This window comes from Aerosticca soli, from assembly GCF_003967035.1.
Lineage (GTDB): Bacteria > Pseudomonadota > Gammaproteobacteria > Xanthomonadales > Rhodanobacteraceae > Aerosticca > Aerosticca soli.
Map to the genome: position 1 here is coordinate 396,163 of NZ_AP018560.1, position 22,195 is coordinate 418,357.

At 67.9% G+C, this 22,195-nt stretch carries 17 protein-coding genes; 12 read left to right on the forward strand and 5 right to left on the reverse strand.

The window, feature by feature from the left end; translation table 11 throughout:
* The first annotated feature begins 55 nt into the window (after positions 1-55).
* From ALSL_RS01700 to ALSL_RS13805, 5 genes are read left to right on the forward strand one after another with little or no spacing between them, the layout of a single operon-like run.
* Positions 56-2,836 carry a site-specific DNA-methyltransferase gene (locus ALSL_RS01700; protein ID WP_231700266.1) on the forward strand — a complete coding sequence of 927 codons (2,781 nt, stop codon included), beginning with the start codon at positions 56-58 and terminating at the stop codon, positions 2,834-2,836.
* On the forward strand, positions 2,833-3,588 hold the full coding sequence (locus ALSL_RS01705) for a TIGR04255 family protein (RefSeq protein WP_126536062.1): 756 nt from the start codon (positions 2,833-2,835) through the stop codon (positions 3,586-3,588). The genes ALSL_RS01700 and ALSL_RS01705 overlap by 4 nt, the downstream gene beginning before the upstream one ends.
* Positions 3,585-4,094 (forward strand): hypothetical protein, encoded by a 510-nt coding sequence (locus tag ALSL_RS01710; protein WP_126536064.1) that lies wholly within the window; start codon positions 3,585-3,587, stop codon positions 4,092-4,094. Before ALSL_RS01705 ends, ALSL_RS01710 begins: the two co-directional genes overlap by 4 nt.
* Positions 4,063-4,482 carry a hypothetical protein gene (locus tag ALSL_RS01715; protein ID WP_126536066.1) on the forward strand — a complete coding sequence of 140 codons (420 nt, stop codon included), beginning with the start codon at positions 4,063-4,065 and terminating at the stop codon, positions 4,480-4,482. The genes ALSL_RS01710 and ALSL_RS01715 overlap by 32 nt, the downstream gene beginning before the upstream one ends.
* Positions 4,479-4,613, forward strand: coding sequence for a hypothetical protein (locus ALSL_RS13805; protein ID WP_269433081.1), 135 nt, complete (start codon positions 4,479-4,481; stop codon positions 4,611-4,613). The genes ALSL_RS01715 and ALSL_RS13805 overlap by 4 nt, the downstream gene beginning before the upstream one ends.
* Before the next feature lie 84 nt (positions 4,614-4,697).
* Here ALSL_RS13805 and ALSL_RS01720 read toward each other — a convergent pair whose 3' ends face one another.
* Entirely contained in the window at positions 4,698-5,219 is a 522-nt protein-coding gene (locus tag ALSL_RS01720) for a c-type cytochrome (RefSeq protein ID WP_126536068.1), read from the reverse strand.
* 270 nt (positions 5,220-5,489) lie between these two features.
* On the opposite strand from ALSL_RS01720, the gene ALSL_RS01725 reads away from it, so the two are divergent.
* The 3 genes from ALSL_RS01725 (at position 5,490) to ALSL_RS01735 (ending at position 13,153) form a co-directional block, all read left to right on the forward strand.
* A complete protein-coding gene (locus ALSL_RS01725) occupies positions 5,490-6,710 on the forward strand; it encodes an efflux RND transporter periplasmic adaptor subunit (protein ID WP_126536070.1) in 1,221 nt (406 codons plus the stop codon).
* Between the two features lie 21 nt (positions 6,711-6,731).
* Positions 6,732-9,965 (forward strand): efflux RND transporter permease subunit, encoded by a 3,234-nt coding sequence (locus ALSL_RS01730; RefSeq protein WP_126536072.1) that lies wholly within the window; start codon positions 6,732-6,734, stop codon positions 9,963-9,965.
* A 68-nt stretch (positions 9,966-10,033) separates the two neighbouring features.
* Complete coding sequence (locus ALSL_RS01735) at positions 10,034-13,153, forward strand: efflux RND transporter permease subunit (RefSeq protein WP_126536074.1); 3,120 nt, start codon at positions 10,034-10,036, stop codon at positions 13,151-13,153.
* Between the two features lie 16 nt (positions 13,154-13,169).
* Here ALSL_RS01735 and ALSL_RS01740 read toward each other — a convergent pair whose 3' ends face one another.
* The 3 genes from ALSL_RS01740 to ALSL_RS01750 are packed head-to-tail and all read right to left on the reverse strand — an operon-like array spanning position 13,170 to position 16,333.
* Complete coding sequence (locus ALSL_RS01740) at positions 13,170-13,853, reverse strand: HAD family hydrolase (protein WP_126536076.1); 684 nt, start codon at positions 13,851-13,853, stop codon at positions 13,170-13,172.
* Positions 13,854-13,903: 50 nt separating this feature from the next.
* A complete protein-coding gene (glk, locus tag ALSL_RS01745) occupies positions 13,904-14,923 on the reverse strand; it encodes a glucokinase (RefSeq protein WP_126536078.1) in 1,020 nt (339 codons plus the stop codon).
* A gap of 54 nt (positions 14,924-14,977) precedes the next feature.
* Complete coding sequence (locus ALSL_RS01750; protein WP_126536080.1) at positions 14,978-16,333, reverse strand: GH1 family beta-glucosidase; 1,356 nt, start codon at positions 16,331-16,333, stop codon at positions 14,978-14,980.
* A gap of 117 nt (positions 16,334-16,450) precedes the next feature.
* Between ALSL_RS01750 and ALSL_RS01755 the strand changes: the two genes are divergently transcribed.
* The 3 genes from ALSL_RS01755 (at position 16,451) to hemB (ending at position 19,443) form a co-directional block, all read left to right on the forward strand.
* A complete protein-coding gene (locus ALSL_RS01755; protein ID WP_126536082.1) occupies positions 16,451-17,557 on the forward strand; it encodes an ABC transporter ATP-binding protein in 1,107 nt (368 codons plus the stop codon).
* 36 nt (positions 17,558-17,593) lie between these two features.
* Entirely contained in the window at positions 17,594-18,358 is a 765-nt protein-coding gene (locus tag ALSL_RS01760; protein WP_126536084.1) for an SDR family NAD(P)-dependent oxidoreductase, read from the forward strand.
* A 92-nt stretch (positions 18,359-18,450) separates the two neighbouring features.
* Entirely contained in the window at positions 18,451-19,443 is a 993-nt protein-coding gene (gene hemB / locus ALSL_RS01765; RefSeq protein WP_126536086.1) for a porphobilinogen synthase, read from the forward strand.
* 22 nt (positions 19,444-19,465) lie between these two features.
* On the opposite strand, the gene ALSL_RS01770 is transcribed toward hemB, so the two are convergent.
* Entirely contained in the window at positions 19,466-20,251 is a 786-nt protein-coding gene (locus tag ALSL_RS01770; protein WP_126536088.1) for a glutaminyl-peptide cyclotransferase, read from the reverse strand.
* 53 nt (positions 20,252-20,304) lie between these two features.
* Between ALSL_RS01770 and ALSL_RS01775 the strand changes: the two genes are divergently transcribed.
* Entirely contained in the window at positions 20,305-22,143 is a 1,839-nt protein-coding gene (locus tag ALSL_RS01775; protein WP_126536090.1) for a monovalent cation:proton antiporter-2 (CPA2) family protein, read from the forward strand.
* Positions 22,144-22,195: the final 52 nt, after the last annotated feature.

Genomic DNA, 22,195 nt, shown 5'->3' on the forward strand with positions numbered 1-22,195 from the left:
CACCCACACCGACGCCACGCGCAAGAACATCCCCACCGCCGAATACCAGTCGGTGGTGGACGCGCAGACCAAGACGCCGATCCAGGTCGCCTACGAGCGCCGCAACAAAGACCTCGACCCGCAGCTCGTCTGGCGCGGCAAGGACGTGCAGGACTGGTCCGACCTCGTGGTCCACGCCCCGCCGGTCTACATCCAGGAAAAGATCCACCCCAAGGCGCTGATCGACGACCTGCGCCGCCAGACCGAGGCCGGCGCGGCGCAGCAGGCGGGCGCGGTGGCGGACCTGTTCGCCGACTTCAACGGCCTGCCCGAGGGCGCCGAGCGCACCGACTTCTACCAGCACGACGCCCACTGGTCGAACCGCATGATCCTGGGCGACAGCCTGCAGGTGATGGCCAGCCTCGCCGAGCGCGAGGGCCTGCGCGGGCAGGTGCAGTGCATCTATTTCGATCCGCCCTACGGCATCAAATTCAACAGCAACTTCCAGTGGTCCACCACCAGCCGCGATGTCAAGGACGGCAACGCGGAGCACATCACCCGCGAGCCGGAACAGGTGAAGGCCTTTCGCGACACCTGGCGCGATGGCATCCACTCCTACCTCACGTATCTGCGCGACCGGCTCACCGTGGCGCGCGACCTGCTCACCGAATCCGGCTCGATCTTCGTGCAGATCGGCGAAGAAAACGTCCACCGTGTTCGTGCTGTTCTGGATGAAGTGTTTGGCGATACAAATTTCGTCAGCCAGATCAACTTCAAGACCACGGGTGGGGCCGGTTCTCCAACTGGGGGTACTGAAACCCTGGCGTCCGTCAACAACTTCATACTTTGGTACGCCAAGAATGGGGCGGCAATCAAGTATCGGCAGCCTTATCGCCCCAAAAAAGATTTGGGTGGGGGCGCAGCGGCGTACAACAAGCTTGACTTCTTCGATGCGTCTGACCGCAGAACGGCTACAGAAGAAGAACGTGAGCGCATTCCTGTTGGTGCGAGGCTTTACTGCGTTGACAACTTGACGAGTCAGAGTTCGGGAGGACCGCAATTTTTTGATGTCCCATTTCGAGGGAAAGTTATTCCAGTTGGGAAAAGCGGCTGGAAGACGACCGTGGCTGGAATGGTGAGGCTTGGCCAATCACAGCGGTTAGAGCTTGCAGGTCAGACGCTGCGCTACGTTCGTTATGTTGACGACTTTCCGGTGTATCCCTTGAATAACTCTTGGGACGATACAGTCACGGCAGGCTTCTCTTCGGACAAGCTGTATGTCGTGCAAACAAATCCGAAGGTGATCGAACGCTGCATTCTGATGGCCACCGACCCCGGCGACCTCGTCCTCGACCCGACCTGCGGTTCCGGTACCACCGCCTATGTCGCCGAGCAATGGGGCCGGCGCTGGATCACGCTCGACACCTCGCGCGTGGCCCTCGCCTTGGCCCGCGCCCGCATCATGGGCGCGCGCTATCCGTACTACCTGCTGGCCGACAGCCCGGAAGGCCAGCGCAAGGAGGCCGAGGTCACCCGCGCCGCGCCCTCCACGCGGCCCACCCACGGCAGCATCCGCCAGGGTTTCGTCTACGAGCGCGTGCCGCACATCACGCTCAAATCCATCGCCAACAACGCCGAGATCGACGTCATCTGGGAGCGCTTCGAGGCCGAGCTTAAGCCACTGCGCGAGCGGCTCAGCGCGGCACTGCCGGTCGGCTGGCTGGCCCGCTACCGCCAGCAACAGAAATACACCGCGCCGGTGCCCGACACGATCCAGGAATGGGAAATCCCGCGCGAGGCGCCGGCCGATTGGCTGGATGCGGCCAAAACACTGCTGGCCGAGTTCTGGCGCCTGCGTATCGCTCGCCAACAGGAGATCGACGCATCCATCGCCGCCAAGGCGGAGTTCGAATACCTCTACGACCGGCCGTATGAGGACAAAAAACGCGTGCGCGTGGCCGGGCCGTTCACGGTGGAGAGCCTCTCGCCGCACCGCGTGCTGGGCGTGGACGAAAACGACGAGCTGATCGACCCGGCCAAGCAGATCGCCGAACCGGGCGGCAGCTACGGCCAGGTGCGCGATTTCGTGTCCATCATCCTGGAGAACCTGCGCACCGCCGGCGTGCAGCAGGCGCACAAGCAGGACAAGATCGACTTCACCGCGCTCAACCCCTGGCCGGGCGACCTGGTCTGCGCCGAGGGGCGGTATCTGGAAGGCGAGACCGAGCGCCGCGCGGCGATCTTCATCGGCCCCGAGTTCGGCACCGTGTCGCGGCCCGATCTGGTGGAGGCCGCGCGCGAGGCCGCCGACGCTGGCTTCGACGTGCTGATCGCCTGCGCGTTCAGCTTCGACGCCCACGCCGGCGAGTTCAGCAAGCTCGGCCGCGTGCCGGTGCTGAAAGCCCGCATGAACGCCGACCTGCACATGGCCGAAGACCTCAAGAACACCGGCAAGGGCAACCTGTTCGTGATCTTCGGCGAGCCGGACATCACCCTGATCGAAGCCGCCGACGGCCAGCTCCAGGTGCGCGTGAACGGCGTCGACGTGTTCGATCCCTCAACCGGCGAAGTGCGCAGTGACGGGGCGGAGGGCATCGCCTGCTGGTTCATCGACACCGACTACAACCAAGAGAGCTTCTTCGTGCGCCACGCCTACTTCCTGGGCGCGGGCGACCCCTACAAGGCGCTCAAGACCACGCTCAAGGCCGAGATCGATGCCGACGCCTGGGCCACGCTGAACAGCGACACCTCGCGGCCCTTCCCCAAGCCCAAGAGCGGCCGCATCGCGGTGAAGGTGATCAACCACCTGGGGGATGAGGTGATGAAGGTGTTTAGGGTGTCAGGAGACATGCAATGACCGATGCCTGGCCGAAACTCGCCAAGCCGCCTATCGTCGAGGCCGTGCTCGATTTCGATTGCGACGTGCCGCCCGACAAAACGCTCAAGCTGCTGGAGCAGCCGGCCCGGGAGGCCTTTGCCGATCGATACTCCGATGTCGTGCCGCGTTACCTGCAGGAAATGCAGGTCGGTTCTGACCAGGACGGCATGTTGAACTCGTCACTGCGACAGTCATTGGAGGCCTGGATGTTTCGCCAAGCCGATGGCAAGCAACTGGTCCAAATACGGCAAGCCGGTTTTTCGTTCAACCGGCTTGCACCCTACGACGGTTTCGAAACCTACCTTCCGGAGATCGAGAGGGTCTGGAATCTTTATCGGGAGCTTGCCGCGCCCATATCGGTTCGAACCCTGCGACTTCGCTACATCAACCGCATTCTCTTGCCACTGGTCGGAGGCCGGGTGGACCTCCACGTGTATTTGGGTTCGCAGCCGACACTGCCCGACGAGGCTCGTCTGACGCTGTCTGGCTTCATCAATCAATATTTCGCCGTGGATGCTGTTACGGGGCATCAGGTGGCGGTCACGTTCGCGGCGCAGCCACCCGAAGATGATAAGCTGCCGGTTATTTTCGACAATGCAGTATCGGCAAGTGGAGAATGGGAGCCTGCGGACTGGAGCGCCATGTACAGTGTTCTGGAATCCTTGCGTGACCTAAAGAACATGATTTTTTTCAAGACGGTGAAACAGCCATGTTTGGATTTGTTTCAATGACCGCCGCACCCGCTGTGGACTACGTCGTTCCGCCAGCTCTGGTACAGGGCAGTGCGGTGTCCGAGGCAGCCACCTTGGTGCAGCGTTTGCTGGGCGACGTTGCCCGTGGCAACGAACGCGCGCTGTCGTTGTCCGGCCGGGAGGTCGAATTCCAGGCGCAGCTGCGCGCGGCCCTGCATGATGTGATAACTGACGAAGATCAGCACCCCGCGACCACCGCTGCGGTCCGAAGTGCTTCGCGCTTCGTTCGCGCTCTGCCACACAGCCTGCCGCTGCCGCAGGTAGCCATCGATCCCGACGGGGCGATTTCGTTGGATTGGATGCCATCCCGAACCCGCGCGTTCTCGATCAGCGTGGACGAATCGGGCAGATTGGCTTATGCGTGGATAAAAGGTTCCGACCGAGGGCACGGAGTGGTCCGCTTCGTGGATTCGATTCCGACAGTGTTGCTTTCGCAGCTGACCGATGTGATCGATGCCGACAGAACTGCCGTCCGGGCTGCCTGAAACGGTCGATGCCACCGAGGACCTGGCGCGCTTTTTGACTCAAAGCGGCCATTATTCCGGCCGCACCGTGAAACCCGGAGCTTTCCTGCCGAGCCCGAAGGATCGGGCCACGTCCGTCTCGCGACACGGTAGTGAACCCATCGAAACCCTGTACCAGCTCGGGTTGGCTGCGGCCGGCAACCGCGCGCTCCACGGGGCGGCGATTATCAAGTGTGGCGCGGTCCGTGATGCTGGCCTTGGCGTGGATGCCGATGAGCCGCCCGCACGCCACGCGCTGATCCGTGGCTGGCCTTGGTTCGAAAACGACAAGCAGCTCGAAAAGGCGCAGCAGAAGGAAAAAGCCCTGCAGCTTGTGGCCACTACCGAGCTAGTTCTGTTTAGGACATGAACTTCCGCATCGCCGACACCACGCTCAACAGCGACACCTCGCGGCCCTTCCCCAAGCCCAAGAGCGGCCGCATCGCGGTGAAGGTGATCAACCACCTGGGGGATGAGGTGATGAAGGTGTTCAAACTATGAAAGGAAGCATCGTGGCGCATCCACGAAAAAGCCGCGCGGTGCGCGGCTTTTTCGTGGGTCTCGAAGGATGGCGCGTGAGCCGGCTTACTTGGCCTGGTCGACGATCCACTGCACGGCGTTCTTCACCTGCTCGTCGGTCAGGGCCGGGTTGCCGCCCTTGGGCGGCATGAAGTTGCCGTCGGGGCCGTGGTAGCCCTCGATGGCATGCTTGACCAGGGTGTCGATGCCCTGCGCGATGCGCGGCGCCCAGGCGGCCTTGTCGCCCAGCTTGGGCGCGCCGGCCACGCCGGCGGTGTGGCAGCTGTGGCACAGGTTGTCGTAGATGGTCTTGCCGTCGGTGGTGCCGCCGTAGGCGACCTGCGAGGCGGCGGCCTTGGCGGCGGCTTCCTGCGCGGCCTGCATGGCGGCCCGGCCGGTGTCGCCGGCATACACCGCGCCATCGGGGGCGATGCGCATGGCGACCTGACGGCTGGAGGCGTGGTCGGTTTCCTTCGGCTGGTGGCTGTAGATGGTGTAGCCGGCGAAGATCAGCACGATGGTCAGCACCACCAGTCCGCCGATCAGCAGCGAAAACTGGCGCAGGAAACCCTGGTCGGATGGGCTCATGGAACCGCTCACGCGCGTACTCCCTGGAAGGTCGGTGGATGGCCCGCGGGCATGGCCTGTCAGCTGGCGGCCAAGGCGGCAAGCGCCCGATTATAGACGAAAGCCGGCGGCGAGTTTCAGCCCTCGCCCCTGCCATCGGTCATGCTCGACCCCTGTCAACCGGCATTGTCCAATGACGTTCCGTTGTCCTTATGCTTGGGTTCTTCGGCGTTCACGGCAGCCTGGCCTCGGCGGACGTCCCAAGCCCTCCTTCTGCGGAGTCTCGACCCAATGTCGCGTTTTTGGAAGATCGCGCTGATCGTCATCGCGGTGCTCGTCGTGCTGGCGCTCGGCGCACGCCTGCTGCACCGGCCCGGGGCGAAGCCGGGCGCCGGCACGGCCCAGGAAGGGGCCGGGGCCGATGCGACGCCGGTGCCGGTGACGGTGGAACCGGTGCAGCGCCAGGACGTGCCGATCTACCTCACCGCGCTGGGCACGGTGCAGGCGCTCAATACGGTGTCGGTGACGCCGCAGGTGAGCGGCCAGCTGCTCAAGCTGTTCTTCGTCGAGGGCCAGGAGGTGAAGGCCGGCGAGCTGATCGCGCAGATCGATCCGCGCACGTTCCAGGCCGCCTATGACCAGGCGGTGGCCAACAAGGCCCGCGACGAGGCCCAGCTCGCCACCGCGCGCGGCAATTACGCGCGCAGCCGCAACCTGGCGCCGCAGGGCTACATCTCCAAGCAGGATCTGGACAATCTGCGCAACACCGTGAGCCAGCTCGAGGGCACGGTGGCGGCCGATGCGGCGGCGATCCGCGATGCGCAGGTGCAGCTCGGCTACACCCGCGTGCTCTCGCCGATCGACGGCGTGGCCGGCATCCGCAACGTCGATCCGGGCAACCTGGTCAACACCAGCACCACCCTGGTCACGCTGACCCAGCTGCGTCCGATCAACGTGATCTTCAAACTGCCCGAGCAGAACCTCGCCGAGGTGCGCGACGCCTTCCGCGGCGGCACGCCGCTCGAGGTACAGGCGGTGGACCGCACCGACGCGCACGTGATCGCCGGCGGCGGCGTGCTCAAGGTGATCGACAACCAGATCGACAGCAGCACCGGCACGTTCAAGCTGAAGTCGGAGTTTCCCAATGCCGACAACGCGTTGTGGCCGGGGCAGTTCGTCAACGTGCGGCTCAAGGTGCGCACGGTGAAGGGCGGGCTGGTGATCCCGGCGCAGGCGGTGCAGCGCGGGCCGGACGGCGATTACGTGTACCAGGTGCAGGCCGATAGCACGGTCAAGACGCAGCCGGTGACGGTGGCGGCCGAGGTGGACGAAAGCCACGTGATGGTGTCCACCGGGCTGGCCGCGGGCGACCGGGTGGTCACCGAGGGCCAGTTCCGGTTGAAACCGGGCAGCAAGGTCAAGGCGCTCAAGCCCGGCGAGGTGCCGCAGGCGCCGGTGGATGCCGCCAAGGACAAGGGCCAGGGCCGGCGCGGCGCGCGCGGGCACGGCTGACGGCTGGCGGCTGACGATTCCATGGGCTTTTCCACCCTTTTCATCCGCCGGCCGATCGCCACCTCGCTGCTGATGGTGGCGGTGCTCTTGCTCGGCGTGCTGGGTTACCGCCAGCTGCCGGTGTCCGCGCTGCCGGAGATCGACGCGCCCAGTCTGGTCGTCACCACGCAATATCCCGGCGCGAGCGCGAGCACCATGGCGGCGCTGGTGACCACGCCGCTGGAACGCCAGTTCGGCCAGATCTCGGGCCTTGCGATCATGAGCTCGGACTCGTCGGCGGGGCTGTCGACGATCATCCTGCAGTTCAACATGGACCGCGACATCGACATCGCCGCGCAGGACGTGCAGGCGGCGATCAAGCAGGCCATCCTGCCCTCCAGCCTGCCTTATCCGCCGGTCTACAACCGGGTCAATCCGGCCGATGCGCCAATTCTCACGCTGATGCTCACCTCCGACACGGTGGCGCTGCGCGACGTCAACAACCTTGCCGACTCGATCCTGGCGCAGAAGCTCGCCCAGGTGCAGGGCGTGGGGCTGGTGTCGATCGCCGGCAACGTGCGTCCGGCGGTGCGCATCCAGGTCAACCCGGCGCAGCTGTCCAACCTCGGCCTCACCCTGGAGGACGTGCGCAGCGCGCTCACCATGGCCAACGTCAACGCGCCCAAGGGCACGTTGAACGGCGCCGTGCAGAGCTATTCGATCGGCACCAACGACCAGCTCGCCGACGCCGCCGCCTACAAGGACACCATCATCAGCTACAAGAACGACGCGCCGGTGCGGCTGTCGGACGTGGCCGCGGTGGTCGACGGGGTGGAGAACGACCAGCTCGCCGCCTGGGCCAACGGCAAGCCGGCGGTGCTGTTGGACGTGCGCCGTCAGCCCGGCGCCAACATCGTCGAGACGGTGCAGCGCATCCGCGCGATCCTGCCCGAGCTGCGCGGCGTGCTGCCGGCGAACGTCAAGCTCGACGTGTTCGCCGACCGCACGGTGACCATCCGCGCCTCGGTCAAGGACGTGCAGTTCACCCTGCTGCTCACCATCGGTCTGGTGGTGGCGGTGATCTTCGTGTTCCTGCGCCGGCTGTGGGCGACGGTGATTCCCTCGGTGGCGGTGCCGCTGTCGCTGCTGGGCACCTTCGGCGTGATGGCTTTCGCCGGCATGTCGCTGGACAACCTCTCGCTGATGGCGCTGACCGTGGCCACCGGCTTCGTGGTGGACGATGCGATCGTGATGATCGAGAACATCGTGCGCTACATCGAGCAGGGCAGGGACGGCAAGGAAGCGGCCGAGGTCGGGGCGAAGGAAATCGGCTTCACCGTGCTCTCGCTCACCATCTCGCTGATCGCGGTGTTCCTGCCGCTGCTCTTGATGCCCGGCGTCACCGGCCGGCTGTTCCACGAGTTCGCCTGGGTGCTGACCATCGCGGTGGCGATCTCCATGCTGGTGTCGCTGACGCTGACGCCGATGATGTGCGCCTACCTGCTCAAGCCCGACGCCTTGCCGGAGGCCGAGGACGCGCACGAGCGGCAGGCCGCCGCCGGCCAGCGCACGCTGTGGATGCGCACGGTGGCGCTGTACGAGCGCTCACTGGACCGCGTGCTCGCGCATCCGCGCACCATGCTGCTGGTCGCCGCGGCCACCGTGGCGGTCACCGTGGTGCTGTACGTGGTGATTCCCAAGGGCCTGTTGCCCGAGCAGGACACCGGCCTCATCACCGGCGTGGTGCAGGCCGACCAGAACGTCGCCTTTCCGCAGATGGAGCGGCACACGCAGACCGTGGCCGAGGTGCTGCGCCGCGATCCGGCGGTGGCCGGCGTGGCCGCGTTCATCGGCGCCGGCACCATCAATCCCACGCTCAACCAGGGCCAGCTGTCCATCGTGCTCAAGGACCGCGGCCAGCGCGAGGGCCTGGACGAGGTGCTGGCGCGCCTGCAGCGCGCGGTGGCGGGGCTGCCGGGCGTGGCGCTGTATCTCAAGCCCGTGCAGGACGTGACGCTGGACACGCGGGTCGCCTCGACCGAGTACCAGTACACGCTCTCGGAGGTCGATTCCGCCGAGCTTGCCGGCTATGCCACGCGCATGACCCAGGCGCTGCGCCGGCTGCCGGAGCTGGCCGACGTCGACAACAACCTCGCCGACGCCGGCAACGCGCTCAAGCTCACCGTCGACCGCGACAAGGCCAGCCGCCTGGGCGTGCCGATGCAGACCATCGACGACACCCTCTATGACGCCTTCGGTCAGCGCCAGATCTCGACCATCTTCACCCAGCTCAACCAGTACCGCGTGGTGCTGGAGGTGGCACCCAAGTTCAGGAACGGCCCCGATCTTTTGAACAAGCTCACCGTGCGCGGCAACGGCTCGGGTGCGCTCACCGGCAGCAACGCCACCACCTTCGGCCAGCTGGTGTCGAGCAACTCGGCGACCACCACCGGCATCGGCCAGGCCAACACCGGGCTGCAGCTCGGTTCCGGCGGCAGCATTCCGATGGCCGCGCTGGCCGAGGCGGTCTACACCCGCGCGCCGCTGGTGATCAGCCACCAGAACCAGCTGCCGGCGGTCACCCTCTCGTTCAATCTCGCGCCCGGCCACTCGCTGTCGCAGGCGGTGGCGGCGATCCACGAGGTGGAGCGGCAGATGGTCTTCCCGCCGCAGCTGCGCGGCGAGTTCGTCGGCAAGGCGGCGGAGTTTTCCGCCTCGCTCAGCAACGAGGTGCTGCTACTGCTCGCCGCGATCGTGGTGATCTACATCGTGCTCGGCGTGCTGTACGAGAGCTACATCCACCCGCTGACGATCATCTCGACGCTGCCACCGGCCGGCGTCGGCGCGCTGCTGGCGCTGATCCTGTGCGGCATGAGCCTGTCGGTGGACGGCATCGTCGGCATCGTGCTGCTGATCGGCATCGTCAAGAAGAACGCGATCATGATGATCGACTTCGCCATCGAGGCGCAGCGCCAGGGCTTGAGCGCGCAGCAGGCGATCCGCCGCGCCTGCCTGCTGCGCTTCCGCCCGATCATGATGACCACCGCCGCGGCGATGCTCGGCGCGCTGCCGCTCGCGCTCGGCAACGGTATCGGCGCGGAGCTGCGCCGGCCGCTCGGGGTGTCGATCGTCGGCGGCCTGCTGCTCTCGCAGCTGGTGACGCTGTACACCACGCCGGTGATCTACCTCTACATGGAGCGGTTCTCCGACTGGCTGCGGCTGCGCCGCGAGCGGCGGCTGCTGCGCCAGGCGCCGTCGGGCGGCACGGCGGGGTGAGGCGGCACGGTGATGGCGAGTCTGGCGATGGCTGATCGGCGCCAAGCGCAGCTGCCGGGCGGGTGCGCATGAATCCGTCCGGCCCGTTCATCCGCCGGCCGATCGGCACCTCGCTGCTGGCCATCGGCGTGCTGCTCGCCGGCATCCTCTGCTATGGCCTGCTCGGCGTCGCCGCGCTGCCGCAGATCCAATTCCCGGTGATCTTCGTGCAGGCGGCGCAGGCCGGCGCCGACGCCAGCACCATGGCCTCCACCGTGGCGGCGCCGCTGGAGCGGCACCTGGGCCAGGTGCCCGGCATCGACTTCATGCGCTCGCGCAGTACCGAGGGCACCGCCTTCGTGTTCATGATGCTGCAGGGCGGCCGCAACGTGGACGATGCCGCGCGCGACGTGCAGGCGGCGATCAATGCCGCGCAGCCGGATCTGCCGAGCGGCCTCAACAATCCGCCGAGCTACCAGAAGGCCAATCCCAACGACGACCCGGTGATCGCCTTCGCGCTCACCTCCGACACCCAGGATGCGACCACGCTCTACAACCTAGCCGATTCGCTGCTGGCGCAGCGGCTGCGCCAGTTGGACGGGGTGTCCTCGGTGGAGATCGCCGGCGCGGCCACGCCGGCCGTGCGCGTGGACGTCAACCTGCGCGCGCTCAATGCGATGGGGCTGTCGATGGACCAGCTGCGCAACGCGCTGAGCGCGGCCAACGTCACCTCGCCGCAGGGTTTCCTCTCCGACGGCAAGATCACCATCGCGATCACCGCCAACGACCAGCTGCACACCGCCGAGGAATTCGCCAGCCTGATCATCGCCAACCAGAACGGCACGCCGATCAGGCTGAGCGACATCGCGCGGGTCTACTCCGGGCCGCAGGACGCCTACCAGGCGGCGTGGTTCCAGCACAAGACCGCCGTGCTGATGTACGTCTACAAGAAGGCCGACGCCAACGTCATCGCCACCGTGGATGCGGTCAAGGGCATGCTGCCGGAGCTGCGCAATTACTTGAGCCCGGGCAGCGAGCTCACGCCCTTCTTCGATGGCACGCCGACCATCCGCGCCTCGCTGCACGAGGTGCAGGCCACGCTGCTGATCTCGCTGGCGATGGTGGTGCTGACCATGGCGCTGTTCCTGCGCCGGCTGGCGCCGACGCTGATCGCCGCGGTCACCGTGCCGCTGTCGCTGGCCGGCGCGTTCGCGGTGATGTACGTGCTCGGCTACACGCTCAACAACCTCACCCTGCTCGCGCTGGTGATCGCGATCGGTTTCGTGGTCGACGACGCCATCGTGGTGATCGAGAACGTGATCCGCCACATCGACGAAGGCACGCCGCGCTTGCAGGCGGCGCTGACCGGCGCGCGCGAGATCGGCTTCACCATCATTTCGATCACCGCCTCGCTGGTGGCGGTGTTCATCCCGCTGCTGTTCGCGCAGGGTTTCGTCGGGCTGTTCATGCACGAGTTCACGGTGACCCTGATCGCCGCGATCGTGATGTCGGCGGTGATTTCGCTGACGCTGACACCCTCGCTGTGCGGGCGCTTCCTGAGCGGCCACCGCGGCGCGGCCGAACCCGGCCGGCTGGCCCGTGCGCTGGACCGCCTGCATGCCGGCATGCTCGCGCTGTACGTGCGCGCGCTGGACTTCTCGCTGCGGCACGCGCTGGCGCTGGCGCTCACGCCGCTGGCGCTGCTCGCGGTCACGGTGCTGCTGTTCGGCATGGTCAAGACCGGGCTGTTCCCGCCGCAGGACACCGGCCTCCTGGTCGGCCGCGCCAGTGCCAGCGCCACGGTCTCGTTCCAGGAGAGCCTGACCCGCATGCGCCGGCTCACCGACATGCTGCTCACCGATCCGGACGTGAAGACGGTCAGCGCGCGCCTGGGCACCAGCCGCATGGGCGCCAGCGGTACCTTCAACATCGATCTCAAGACCCGCGCGGAAGGCCGGCGTGACGACACCTTCAAGGTGCTCGACCGGCTGGCCGCCAAGGCCGATGCCTACCCCGACCTCGACCTGCGCCTGCGCGCGGTGCAGGACCTGCCGAGCGGCGGTTTCGGCGGCGGCGGGCAGGGCGCGCAGTATCAGGTCTCGCTGGTGGGCGATGATCTGGACGAGCTGCAGTACTGGCTGCCCAAGGTGGTCGAACAGCTGAAGAAGGACCACCGGCTGCTCGACGTCGGCTCGGACATCGACGATGCGGGCCTGCGCCAGAACATCATCGTCGACCGCGACAAGGCCGCGCGGCTGGGCATCGGCATGGGCACCATCGACGCGGCGCTCTACAACGCCTTCGGCCAGCGCCAGGTGTCGACCATCTATTCGGATCTCAACCAGTACAAGGTGGTGATCACCGCGCTGCCCAACCAGACCGCGAGTCCGGCGGCGCTCGATCGCATCTACATACGCTCGGGCAACGGGCAGATGGTGCCGATCACCGCCATCGCCCGGCAGCAGCCGGGCCTGGCGCCGGCGATGGTGGTGCACGAAAACCAGCAGACGGTGATGGATCTCAGCTTCAACCTCGCGCCGGGCATCAGCATGGGCGAGGGCATGGCGATCGTGCAGCACACCATCGACAACATGCGCATGCCCGGCGACATCAAGCTCAGCATGGGCAACGATTTCCGCCGTTTCCAGCAGTCGCAGAGCGGCATGCTGTGGCTGCTGCTGGCCGCGGTGGTGGTGGTCTACATCGTGCTCGGCATGCTCTACGAGAGCCTGATCCACCCGCTGACCATCCTCTCCACGCTGCCGGCGGCGGGCGCGGGCGCGCTGCTTGCGCTGTGGATCACCGACACCGAGCTGTCGGTGGTCTCGCAGATCGCGCTGGTGCTCTTGATCGGCATCGTCAAGAAGAACGCGATCATGATGATCGACTTCGCCCTGGTCGCCGAGCGCGAACACGGCAAGAGCCCGCTGGAAGCCGTGCGCGAGGCCTGCATCGTGCGCTTCCGGCCGATCATGATGACGACGATGGTGGCGATCCTCGCTGCGCTGCCGATCGCGATCGGCCTCGGCGAAGGTTCGGAGCTGCGCCGGCCGCTCGGCATCGCCATGATCGGCGGCCTGTTGATCTCGCAGAGCCTGACCCTGCTCAGCACGCCGGCGCTGTACGTGATCTTCTCCTACCTGGCCGCGCGGGCCAAGGCGCGGCGTGCGGCGCGGCGCGCGCGCCGGCTGGGGCTGCGCGCCGGCTGAGGGCGGCTGGCGGCTTTCAGTCGCGCGCGACCACTTCGTCGATGTGGCGCAAGAGGTCGGCCGGGTCGTCGTAGACGCGGAAGGCGCCGGCGCGGACCAGCTCTTCCTCGCCGTAGCCGCCCGAGAGCAGGCCGACGCCGAGCGCCCGGGCGCGCTGCGCGGCGAGCATGTCCCAGATGCTGTCGCCGATCACCAGCGCCTGGCGGATGTCCGCGCCGAGCCGTTCGGCGGCGGCCAGGAACAGGTCGGGGTCGGGCTTGGCATGGCGCACCATGTCGCGCGTCACCACCGGCACCTTGGCCGGGTCGATGCCGAGCGCGGCCAGGCTGGGCCCGGCGGTGGCCATGCGCCCGCTGGTGGCGACCGTCCACGGGATGCCCTGCTCGGTGAGGAAGGCGAGCAGCTCGCGCGCGCCCGGCAGCGGCTGCACCGCGCCCTGCGCATGCTGGCGGTTGAAGGCGTCGGTGTGCCGCTGCTGCAGCCGCGCCAGACGCTCCTCGGTGATCTCGAGCCCGGTCTCGCGCAGCAGGATGTTGGTGAACAGGCCGCCGCTCATGCCGATCTTGCGGTGGATGCGCCACACCGCGAGCTCGACGCCCTCGGCGTCCAGGGCTTCCTTCCAGGCCAGCACGTGCTGGTAGACGCTGTCGATCAGGGTGCCGTCGAGGTCGAACAGCAGGGCGTTGCTGGCGCGGGACATGGCTCTTTCCGGACAGGGCGATGGGGCTCGTGAATATGCCGGCGCGGACGTCAAACCGGCGGCAACAGCGGCTTGCCGGCGTCGATCATGGCCAGCGCGGCGACGCCGAGCAGGCCGGTTTCGGCATGCTGCATGGCGATCGTCGGCACCTGCTCCATGGTTTCGCGGAAGCGGCCCTTGGCCTCGAAGCGTTCGCGGAAATCGCCTTCGCGCATCCACGGCAGCAGGGTGGGCAGCACGCCGCCGGTGAGGAACACGCCGTCCCAGCCGCCGAGCGTCAGCACCAGGTCGCCGGCGACGCTGCCGAAGATGCCGGTCAGGGTCTTGACCGTGCGCACGCACAAGGGGTCGCTGCCGTCCACCGCGCGGGCGGTGATGTCCTCGGGGGTGTAGTCCGCGGCCGGCTGGCCGGTGATGTCGGCGAGCGCCAGATACAGGTTGACCAGGCCGTTGCCGCAGATCATGCGCTCGTTGGAGACGCGGCCGAAGCGTGCGTTGAGGCGCATCAGGATCGCCACGTCCTCGGCGGTGTGGGCGGCGAAGCCGGCGTGGCCGCCCTCGGTCTCCAGCACCATCCAGCGCCCTTCGCGCAGCAGCAGCCCGGCCACGCCCAGGCCGGTGCCCGGACCGGTGACCACGAAGGTCTGCGTCGGCCGGCTGCCGAGCCGGGGCAGGGTGCCGGGGCCAACCAGGCTGAGGTCGCCGGGCTTGAGCAGCGTCACTGCCATCGCCTGGGCGGCGAAGTCGTTGACCAGATGCACGCGCTCCATGCCGAGCTCAGTCTCGAGCTCGCGCGCGGAGACCGTCCACGGATTGTTGGTGATATGCACCGTCTGGCCATCGGCGATGCGGCCGGCGGCGGCGATGATCGCGCGGCGGGCGGTGTGCCCGCTGTCGGCGAAGTATTGCCGGATCGCCTCGGCGAGGGAGGAGAAATCCTTGACCCGATAGCGCCGGATGCTGTCGGTCAAGAGCGGATCGGGCCGCGTGGTGTCGGCCAGCGCGAAGCGCACGTTGGTGCCGCCGAGATCGGCGAGCAGGGTCGGGGCGGCCTGGGAGGAAGCGCTCATCGGGATACCGTCGCGTTTTTTATTGAAATGATCTGGGCAAGCCTGCCGCACTCCTCAGGCTTCGTCCAGCGCGGCGCCGTGGCTGGCGATGATCTGCGCATAGCGCAGCGCGCTGCGTTTGGGCGTGCGCCGCTGGGTGGAAAAATCCACGTGGTAGAGCCCGAAGCGCTTGGCGAAGCCGAGCGACCACTCGAGGTTGTCCAGCAGCGACCAGGCGTAGTAGCCGCGCACGTCCACCCCGGCGTCGATGGCGCGGCGCAGGGTTTTGAGGTGTCGTTCCAGATAGTCGACCCGCAGCGGGTCCTCCACCACCGGCCCCGCGGCCTGCGGCGGATCGTAGAAGGCGGCGCCGTTCTCGGTGAGATAGACCGGCACCGTGCCGTAGCGATCGCGGAACCAGAGCAGGGTGTCGATGAGGCCCTGCTCGTAGACCTCCCAGCCGGTTTCGGTATGCGTGCGCTGCCGCTGCGGCACACCCGCGGCGCGCAGCGGCGGCTGCGTGGGATCGTCGCGCACCACCTGGCGGGTGTAGTAGTTGATGCCGACGAAATCCACCGGCTGGCGGATGCACTCGAGGTCGGCGGCGGGAAAGTCCGGCCAGGCCGCGCCGTAGAGGGCGGCCAGGGCTTCCGGGTAGACGCCGCGCAGGACCGGGTCGGTGAACTGGGTGTTCATGTAGGCATGGGCGCGGCGCGTGGCGTCGCGGTCTTCCTGCCGCGTGCTGGCCGGATACTTGGGTTCGAGGTTGAACACCACGCCGATCCGGTGGCGGCCTTCGGCGCGGTAGGCCGCCACCGCCGCGCCGCTCGCGCGCAGCAGGTTGTGCGTCACGCGCGGGGCCTCGTACAGGTTGCGGTGGCCGGGCGCGATGGTGCCGCGCAGGTAGCCGCCGTCGACCACCACCCACGGCTCGTTGAGCGTGGTCCACAACGGCACGCGGTCGTCCAGCGCGCGGAACATCACCTGCGCGTACTCGGCGAACCAGTCGGCGCTGTCGCGGTTGAGCCAGCCGCCGCGATCGTCCAGCGCGGCCGGCAGATCCCAGTGGAACAGGGTGACGTTGGGCGTGATGCCGTGTTCGAGCAGGTCGTCGACCAGGCGCGCGTAGAAGTCCAGGCCCTTGGCATTCACCCGTCCGGTGCCTTCGGGCAGCACCCGTGACCAGGCGATGCTGAAACGGTAGCTGGTGAGTCCGAGCGCCTGCATCAGGCGCACGTCCTCGGCATGGCGGCGATAGTGGTCGCAGGCGATGTCGCCGGTGTCGCCGTCGGCCATCAGGCCCGGCGTGTGTGCGAAGCGCTCCCAGATGCTGGGGCCGGCGCCATCGGCCAGCGGCGAGCCCTCGATCTGATAGGCGGCGGTGGCCGCGCCCCACAGAAAACCATCGGGAAAGCGCAGACTGCGGGTCATCGGGCGGGATTTCCTTACCATGCCGCGCTGCGGCTTGCTCGGGGTGACGCGGCTGCAGAATATCCGAGCCCATCCGGCCGCGCAGCCCGCGCCCTGGCCGGCGATGAGGTTTCCCGCATGACGCGCGTCGCGCTCCACCAGCTGCGCAAGGTGTATCCCGACGGCCAGGTCGCGGTCGAGGCGGCCACGTTCACCATCGAAAGCGGCGAGCTCATGGTGCTGGTTGGCCCTTCCGGCTGCGGCAAGACCACCTTGCTGCGCATGATCGCCGGGCTCGAGCAGGCCAGCGCCGGCACCCTGCGCATCGGCGATCGCGTGGTCGATCAGCTGCCGCCGGCCGCGCGCGACATCGCCATGGTGTTCCAGAACTATGCGCTCTACCCGCACATGACCGTGGCCGGCAATCTCGGCTTCGGCCTGCGCCTGCGCGGCATGGGCAAGGCCGAGGTCGCCAGGCGCGTGCGTGAGGTGGCCGTGCTGCTCGAGCTTGACGATCGGCTGGATGCCCTGCCTTCCGCACTCTCCGGTGGCCAGCGCCAGCGCGTCGCGCTCGGCCGCGCGCTGGTGCGCGAGCCCAAGGTGTTCCTGCTGGACGAGCCGCTGTCCCACCTCGATGCCCGCCTGCGCGTGGCCATGCGGCTGGAGATCGCGCGCCTGCACCAGCGGCTGGGCGCGACCATGATCTACGTGACCCACGACCAGATCGAGGCGATGACGCTGGGCCAGCGCATCGTGGTGTTCGATCGCGGCCGCATCCAGCAGATCGACACGCCGATGAACCTCTACCGGCGGCCGTGCAACCTGTTCGTCGCCGGCTTCATCGGCAGCCCGGCGATGAATTTCCTGCCGGGAAGGCTGCGCCGCGACGAGGGGCGGTGGTGGCTGGATACCGCGCACGGCGCCGTGCCGCTCGCAGAGGCCGCGCCATGGCCGGAGGACTGGCGCGGGCGCGAGGTGGTGCTCGGCGTGCGTCCGGAGGACCTCGCCCCGGCCACGCCCGCCGAGGCGATGCTGCAGGCTTACGTGGAAGTGGTCGAGCCGGTCGGCAACGAGGTCTTCCTCAACCTGCGCTTCGACGGCCGCCCGCTGGTGGTGCGACTGCCGCCGCGGCTGATGCCCGCGCCCGGCGAGCGGTTGCCGCTGCGTTTCGACCCGGTCCACGTGCACCTGTTCGATGCGGCCGATGGCGCGAGGCTTGAATGCGACGCTGGGCGGACCCACTGAACGAAGCCCGTTTCATTTTTTTCGAGGAGACGCCCCATGCGCAGGCTGGAAAATCACGTCGCACTCGTCACCGGCGGCGGACGCGGCATCGGCAAGGCCATCGCCGCCCGCGTCCACCAGGAAGGCGCAAAAGTGGCCATCTGCGGCACCACGCCCGACGTGCTGGAATCTGCCGCGCGCGAGATCGGCCCCGACGTACTCCCGCTCGTTTGCGACGTGTCGCAGGCCGATCAGGTCGAGGCGACGGTGCGGCGCATCCGCGAGCGCTTCGGCAAGGTCGACATCCTCGTCAACAATGCCGCCGTGATGCTGCGCCACGTCGGCCTGGAACGGGCCGCGCGCCCCTTCACCGAACTGGAAGAAGAGGTCTGGGACCAGGTGATGGCGGTCAACGTCAAAGGCCAGTGGCTGTGCGCCCGCGCCGTCTTTCCCGACATGCAGGCACAGCGCTGGGGACGTATCATCAACATCGCCTCGGACACCGTCTTCATCGGCCGCGGCAACGGTGCCCAGTACATCACGTCCAAGGCCGCCGTCATCGGACTCACGCACGCCCTTGCCTGCGAGGTCGGCCGCCACGGCATCACGGTCAACGCCATCTCGCCGGGTCTGACGCAAAGTGAAACGGTCCGCGAGCATGGTTTCGAGGCCATGGCCAAACAGCTCGCCGAACAGTCGGCCATCCCGCGGCTCGAGGTTCCCGAAGATCTGGTCGGCACCGCCGCCTGGCTCGCTTCCGACGACGCGGCCTTCGTCACCGGCCAGACGGTCTGCGTCAATGGCGGACTGGTGTTGCGTTGAACGAGGCTTCGTGGTCCGTAAGCGCGGCTGCGGCGGCGATGCCGGAGCCGCGCGAGTAACATGACGCATCGCTCCCTGTCCCGGAAAAACCCATGAGCTTTCCCGCCATCCGCATGCGGCGCATGCGTCGCGATGCCTTTTCCCGTGCGCTGATGCGCGAGCACACGCTGTTGCCGAGCGATCTCGTCATGGTCGCCTTCGTGATCGATGGCGAAGGCCGGCGCGAGCCCGTGCCGTCGATGCCCGGTGTCGAGCGGCTGTCGATCGACGCGTTGCTCGGTCTGGCCGGTGAATGCGTGGCGCTTGGCATTCCCGCGCTGGCGCTGTTTCCGGCCCCGGGGCAGGCGGTCAAGAGCGAGGACGCTTGCGAGGCGTGGAATCCCGATGGCCTGATGCAGCGCGCCACCCGCGCGCTGAAGGCAAGGTACCCGCAGCTCGGCCTGATCGGCGACGTCGCGCTCGACCCCTACACCACGCACGGCCAGGACGGCCTGATCGATGCGAGCGGCTACGTGATGAACGAGCCCACCGTCGAGGCGCTGATCAAGATGGCGCTGGCGCAGGCCGAGGCCGGCATGGATTTCGTCGCGCCCTCGGACATGATGGACGGCCGCATCGGCGCGATCCGCGACGCGCTGGAGGCGGCCGGTTACATCCACACGCGCATCCTCGCCTATTCGGCGAAATACGCCTCGAGCTTCTACGGCCCGTTCCGCGATGCGGTGGGTTCGGCCGGCAACCTCGGCAAGGGTGGCAAGCACACGTATCAAATGGACGTCGCCAACGCCGACGAGGCGCTGCGCGAGGTCGAGCTCGACATCGCCGAGGGCGCCGACGCGGTGATGGTCAAACCCGGCCTGCCGTATCTGGACGTGCTGCGCCGGGTCAAGGATGCCTTCGGCATGCCGACCTTCGTCTACCAGGTGAGCGGCGAGTACGCGATGCTCAAGGCCGCCGCGCAGAACGGCTGGCTGGACGAGAAGGCCGTGGTGCTGGAGACGCTGACCTGCTTCAAGCGCGCCGGCGCCGATGCCATCCTCACCTACTACGCGATCGACGCCGCGCGCTGGCTGCGCGAGGCTTGAAACGGCGGCACCTCCCGCAGTGTCAGCGTTGCAGGCTCGGTCCGGTCAGCTCGATCTGGTAGATCGTCGGCCAGCGCTTGCCGGTGACGAACAGACGGTCGTGCTCGGCGTCGTAGGCGATGCCGTTCAGCACGTCGTTGGCCGGATCGGCGGTTTCGCCCGGTTTCGGCCCCAGGCCGCCGAGGTCGATCCAGGCGGTGACTTTCCCGCTGGCCGGGTCGATGCGCGCGATGCGCGAGGTCAGCCAGACGTTGGCGTAGAGCTCGCCCTTGACCCATTCGAGTTCGTTCAGCCGTTCGACCGGCGCGCCCTCGGCGGTGACGTGGATGCGCGCGGTTTCGTCCAGCGTGACCGGATCGAGCACGCGGATGTCGGCGCTGCCGTCGCTCATGTACAGGCGGCTGCCGTCGCAGGTCAGCGCCCAGCCCTCGCCCGGATAGGTGAAGCTGCCGAGCGGGGCGAAGGTTTTGAGGTCGTAGATGTAGCCGTGCCCGGACTGCCAGGTGAGCTCGTACAGCCGGTTCTTCCAGGCGGCGATGCCTTCGCCGTAATCGGGCGGCGGCAGCGCGCGCCGGCGCAGCACGCGGCCGGTGGCGGGATCCACCTCGCGGATGTCCGAGGCGCCGACGGTGCCGGTGCTCTCATAGAAACGGCCGTCGAGATAGAACAGCCCCTCGGTGTAGGCCTGCGTGTCGTGCGGAAGTTCGCGCACCACGCGATAGCCGTAGACCGGCAGCGCCGCATGGGCGCCCGCGGCGGCGAGCAGCGACAGCAAGACGAGACCAAGACGCAGGTTCATGCGATCCATCATCCCATGGACGGGGCCGTGAAATAATCGCCCCACCGACCCGGGCCCGTTGCGTGGAACACCACCATACCCTCGCCACCGCGCTGGTGCTGCTGCTGGCCACCGTGGTCATCGTGCCGTTGACCCGCCGCCTGCGGCTGGGCGCGGTGCTCGGCTTCCTGCTCGCCGGCATGCTGCTCGGGCCGCAGGTGCTCGGGCTCATGACCGATACCAGCGGCATCGAGACGCTCTCCGAGCTCGGCGTGGTGCTGATGCTGTTCGTGATCGGCCTGGAACTCTCGCCACAGCGGCTGTGGGTGATGCGGCGCGCGGTGTTCGGCACCGGGCTGGTGCAGGTGCTCGCCTGCGGCCTGGCGATCGGCGCGCTGGCCTGGGCCGGGCTCGGGCTGCCGCGCAATGCCGCGGTGATCGTCGGCGGCAGTCTGGCGCTGTCGTCCACCGCCTTCGGCCTGCAGATCCTCGCCGAGCGCAAGGAAGCCGGCAGCGCGTATGGCCGCCAGGCCTTCGCCATCTTGCTGTTCCAGGACCTGGCCGCGATTCCGCTGCTCGCCGCGGTGCCGCTGCTGGCACCGAGCGCCGCCGGCCCCGGACTCGGGCCCGCGGCCGTGCTCAGGCTGGCCGCCGCCATCCTGGCGGTGGTGGTGGGCGGTCGCTATCTGCTGCGGCCAGTGTTCCGTTTCGTCGCCAAGGCGGGCATCACCGAGGTGTCCACCGCCACGGCGCTGCTGGTGGTGCTCGGCACCGCCTGGCTGATGGGCCTGGCCGGCGCCTCGGTGACCCTGGGCGCCTTCCTCGCCGGCGTGCTGCTGGCCGATTCCGAATACCGCCACGAGCTCGAATCCCAGCTCGAGCCCTTCAAGGGCCTGCTGCTCGGCTTGTTCTTCGTCAGCGTCGGGCTGTCGATGGATTTCCGCCTGCTGCTCGAGCAGCCGCTGACGGTGCTCGCCCTGGTCGGCCTGTTGCTGCTGGTCAAGGGCGCGCTGCTGTGGCCGCTCGGACGCGTGCTCGGCCGCCTGGGCCGCGCCGATGCGCTGCGGCTGGCGGTGCTGCTCGCCGGTGGCGGCGAGTTCGCCTTCGTCACCTTGCGCCAGGCCGCCGCGCGGGGCTTGCTCGAGCCGTCCCTGCAGCAGCTGCTGGTGCTGGCGATCACGCTGTCGATGGCGCTGACGCCGCTGCTGGTCGCGCTCGTCGGGCGGCTGCTCGCCCGCGTGGAGGCGTCGCCACGGCGCGAGTACGACACCATCACCGCCGATGCGCCGCGCGTGATCATCGCCGGCTACGGACGCATGGGCCAGATCGTCGCCCGCGTGCTGCGCGCGCAGGGCGTGCCGTTCGTCGCCCTGGACCATTCCGTCGAGCAGCTCGACCTGGTGCAGCGTTTCGGCCGCTGGAACGACATCTTCTACGGCGATCCGGCGCGCCCGGAACTGCTGCGGGCCGCCGGCGCCGGACAGGCCGAGGTGTTCGTGCTGGCCGGCGACGATCCGGAATCCAGCCTGCGCATCGCCCGGGTGGTACGCCGGCTGTTCCCGCATCTCAAGATCGTCGCCCGCGCGCGCAACCGCCAGCACGTGTGGCGGCTCATGGATCTGGGCGTGGAAGAGCCGGTGCGCGAGACCTACTACTCCAGCCTCAAGATGACCGAACAGACGCTCACCGCGCTCGGCCTTTCCGCGGCCGAGGCCGCCGAGCGCGTGCGGCGCTTCGACCGGCACGACAACGAGCTGCTGCGCCGCCAGTATCTCGTCTACGACGACGAGGCGAAGATCCGCCAGACCTCGCGCGAGGCACTGGCGGACCTGGAGCAGCTGTTCCGCGCCGACGCCGCGCCGGAAGCGGCGCAGGACGAGGACGGATCGAGCTTGGACGAGGAGCCGTCGCCACCGCGCTGAAAGCGCCGCTGCGGTCGCGATGCGCGCGTTGGCGAGAGATGTGGCGGATTCC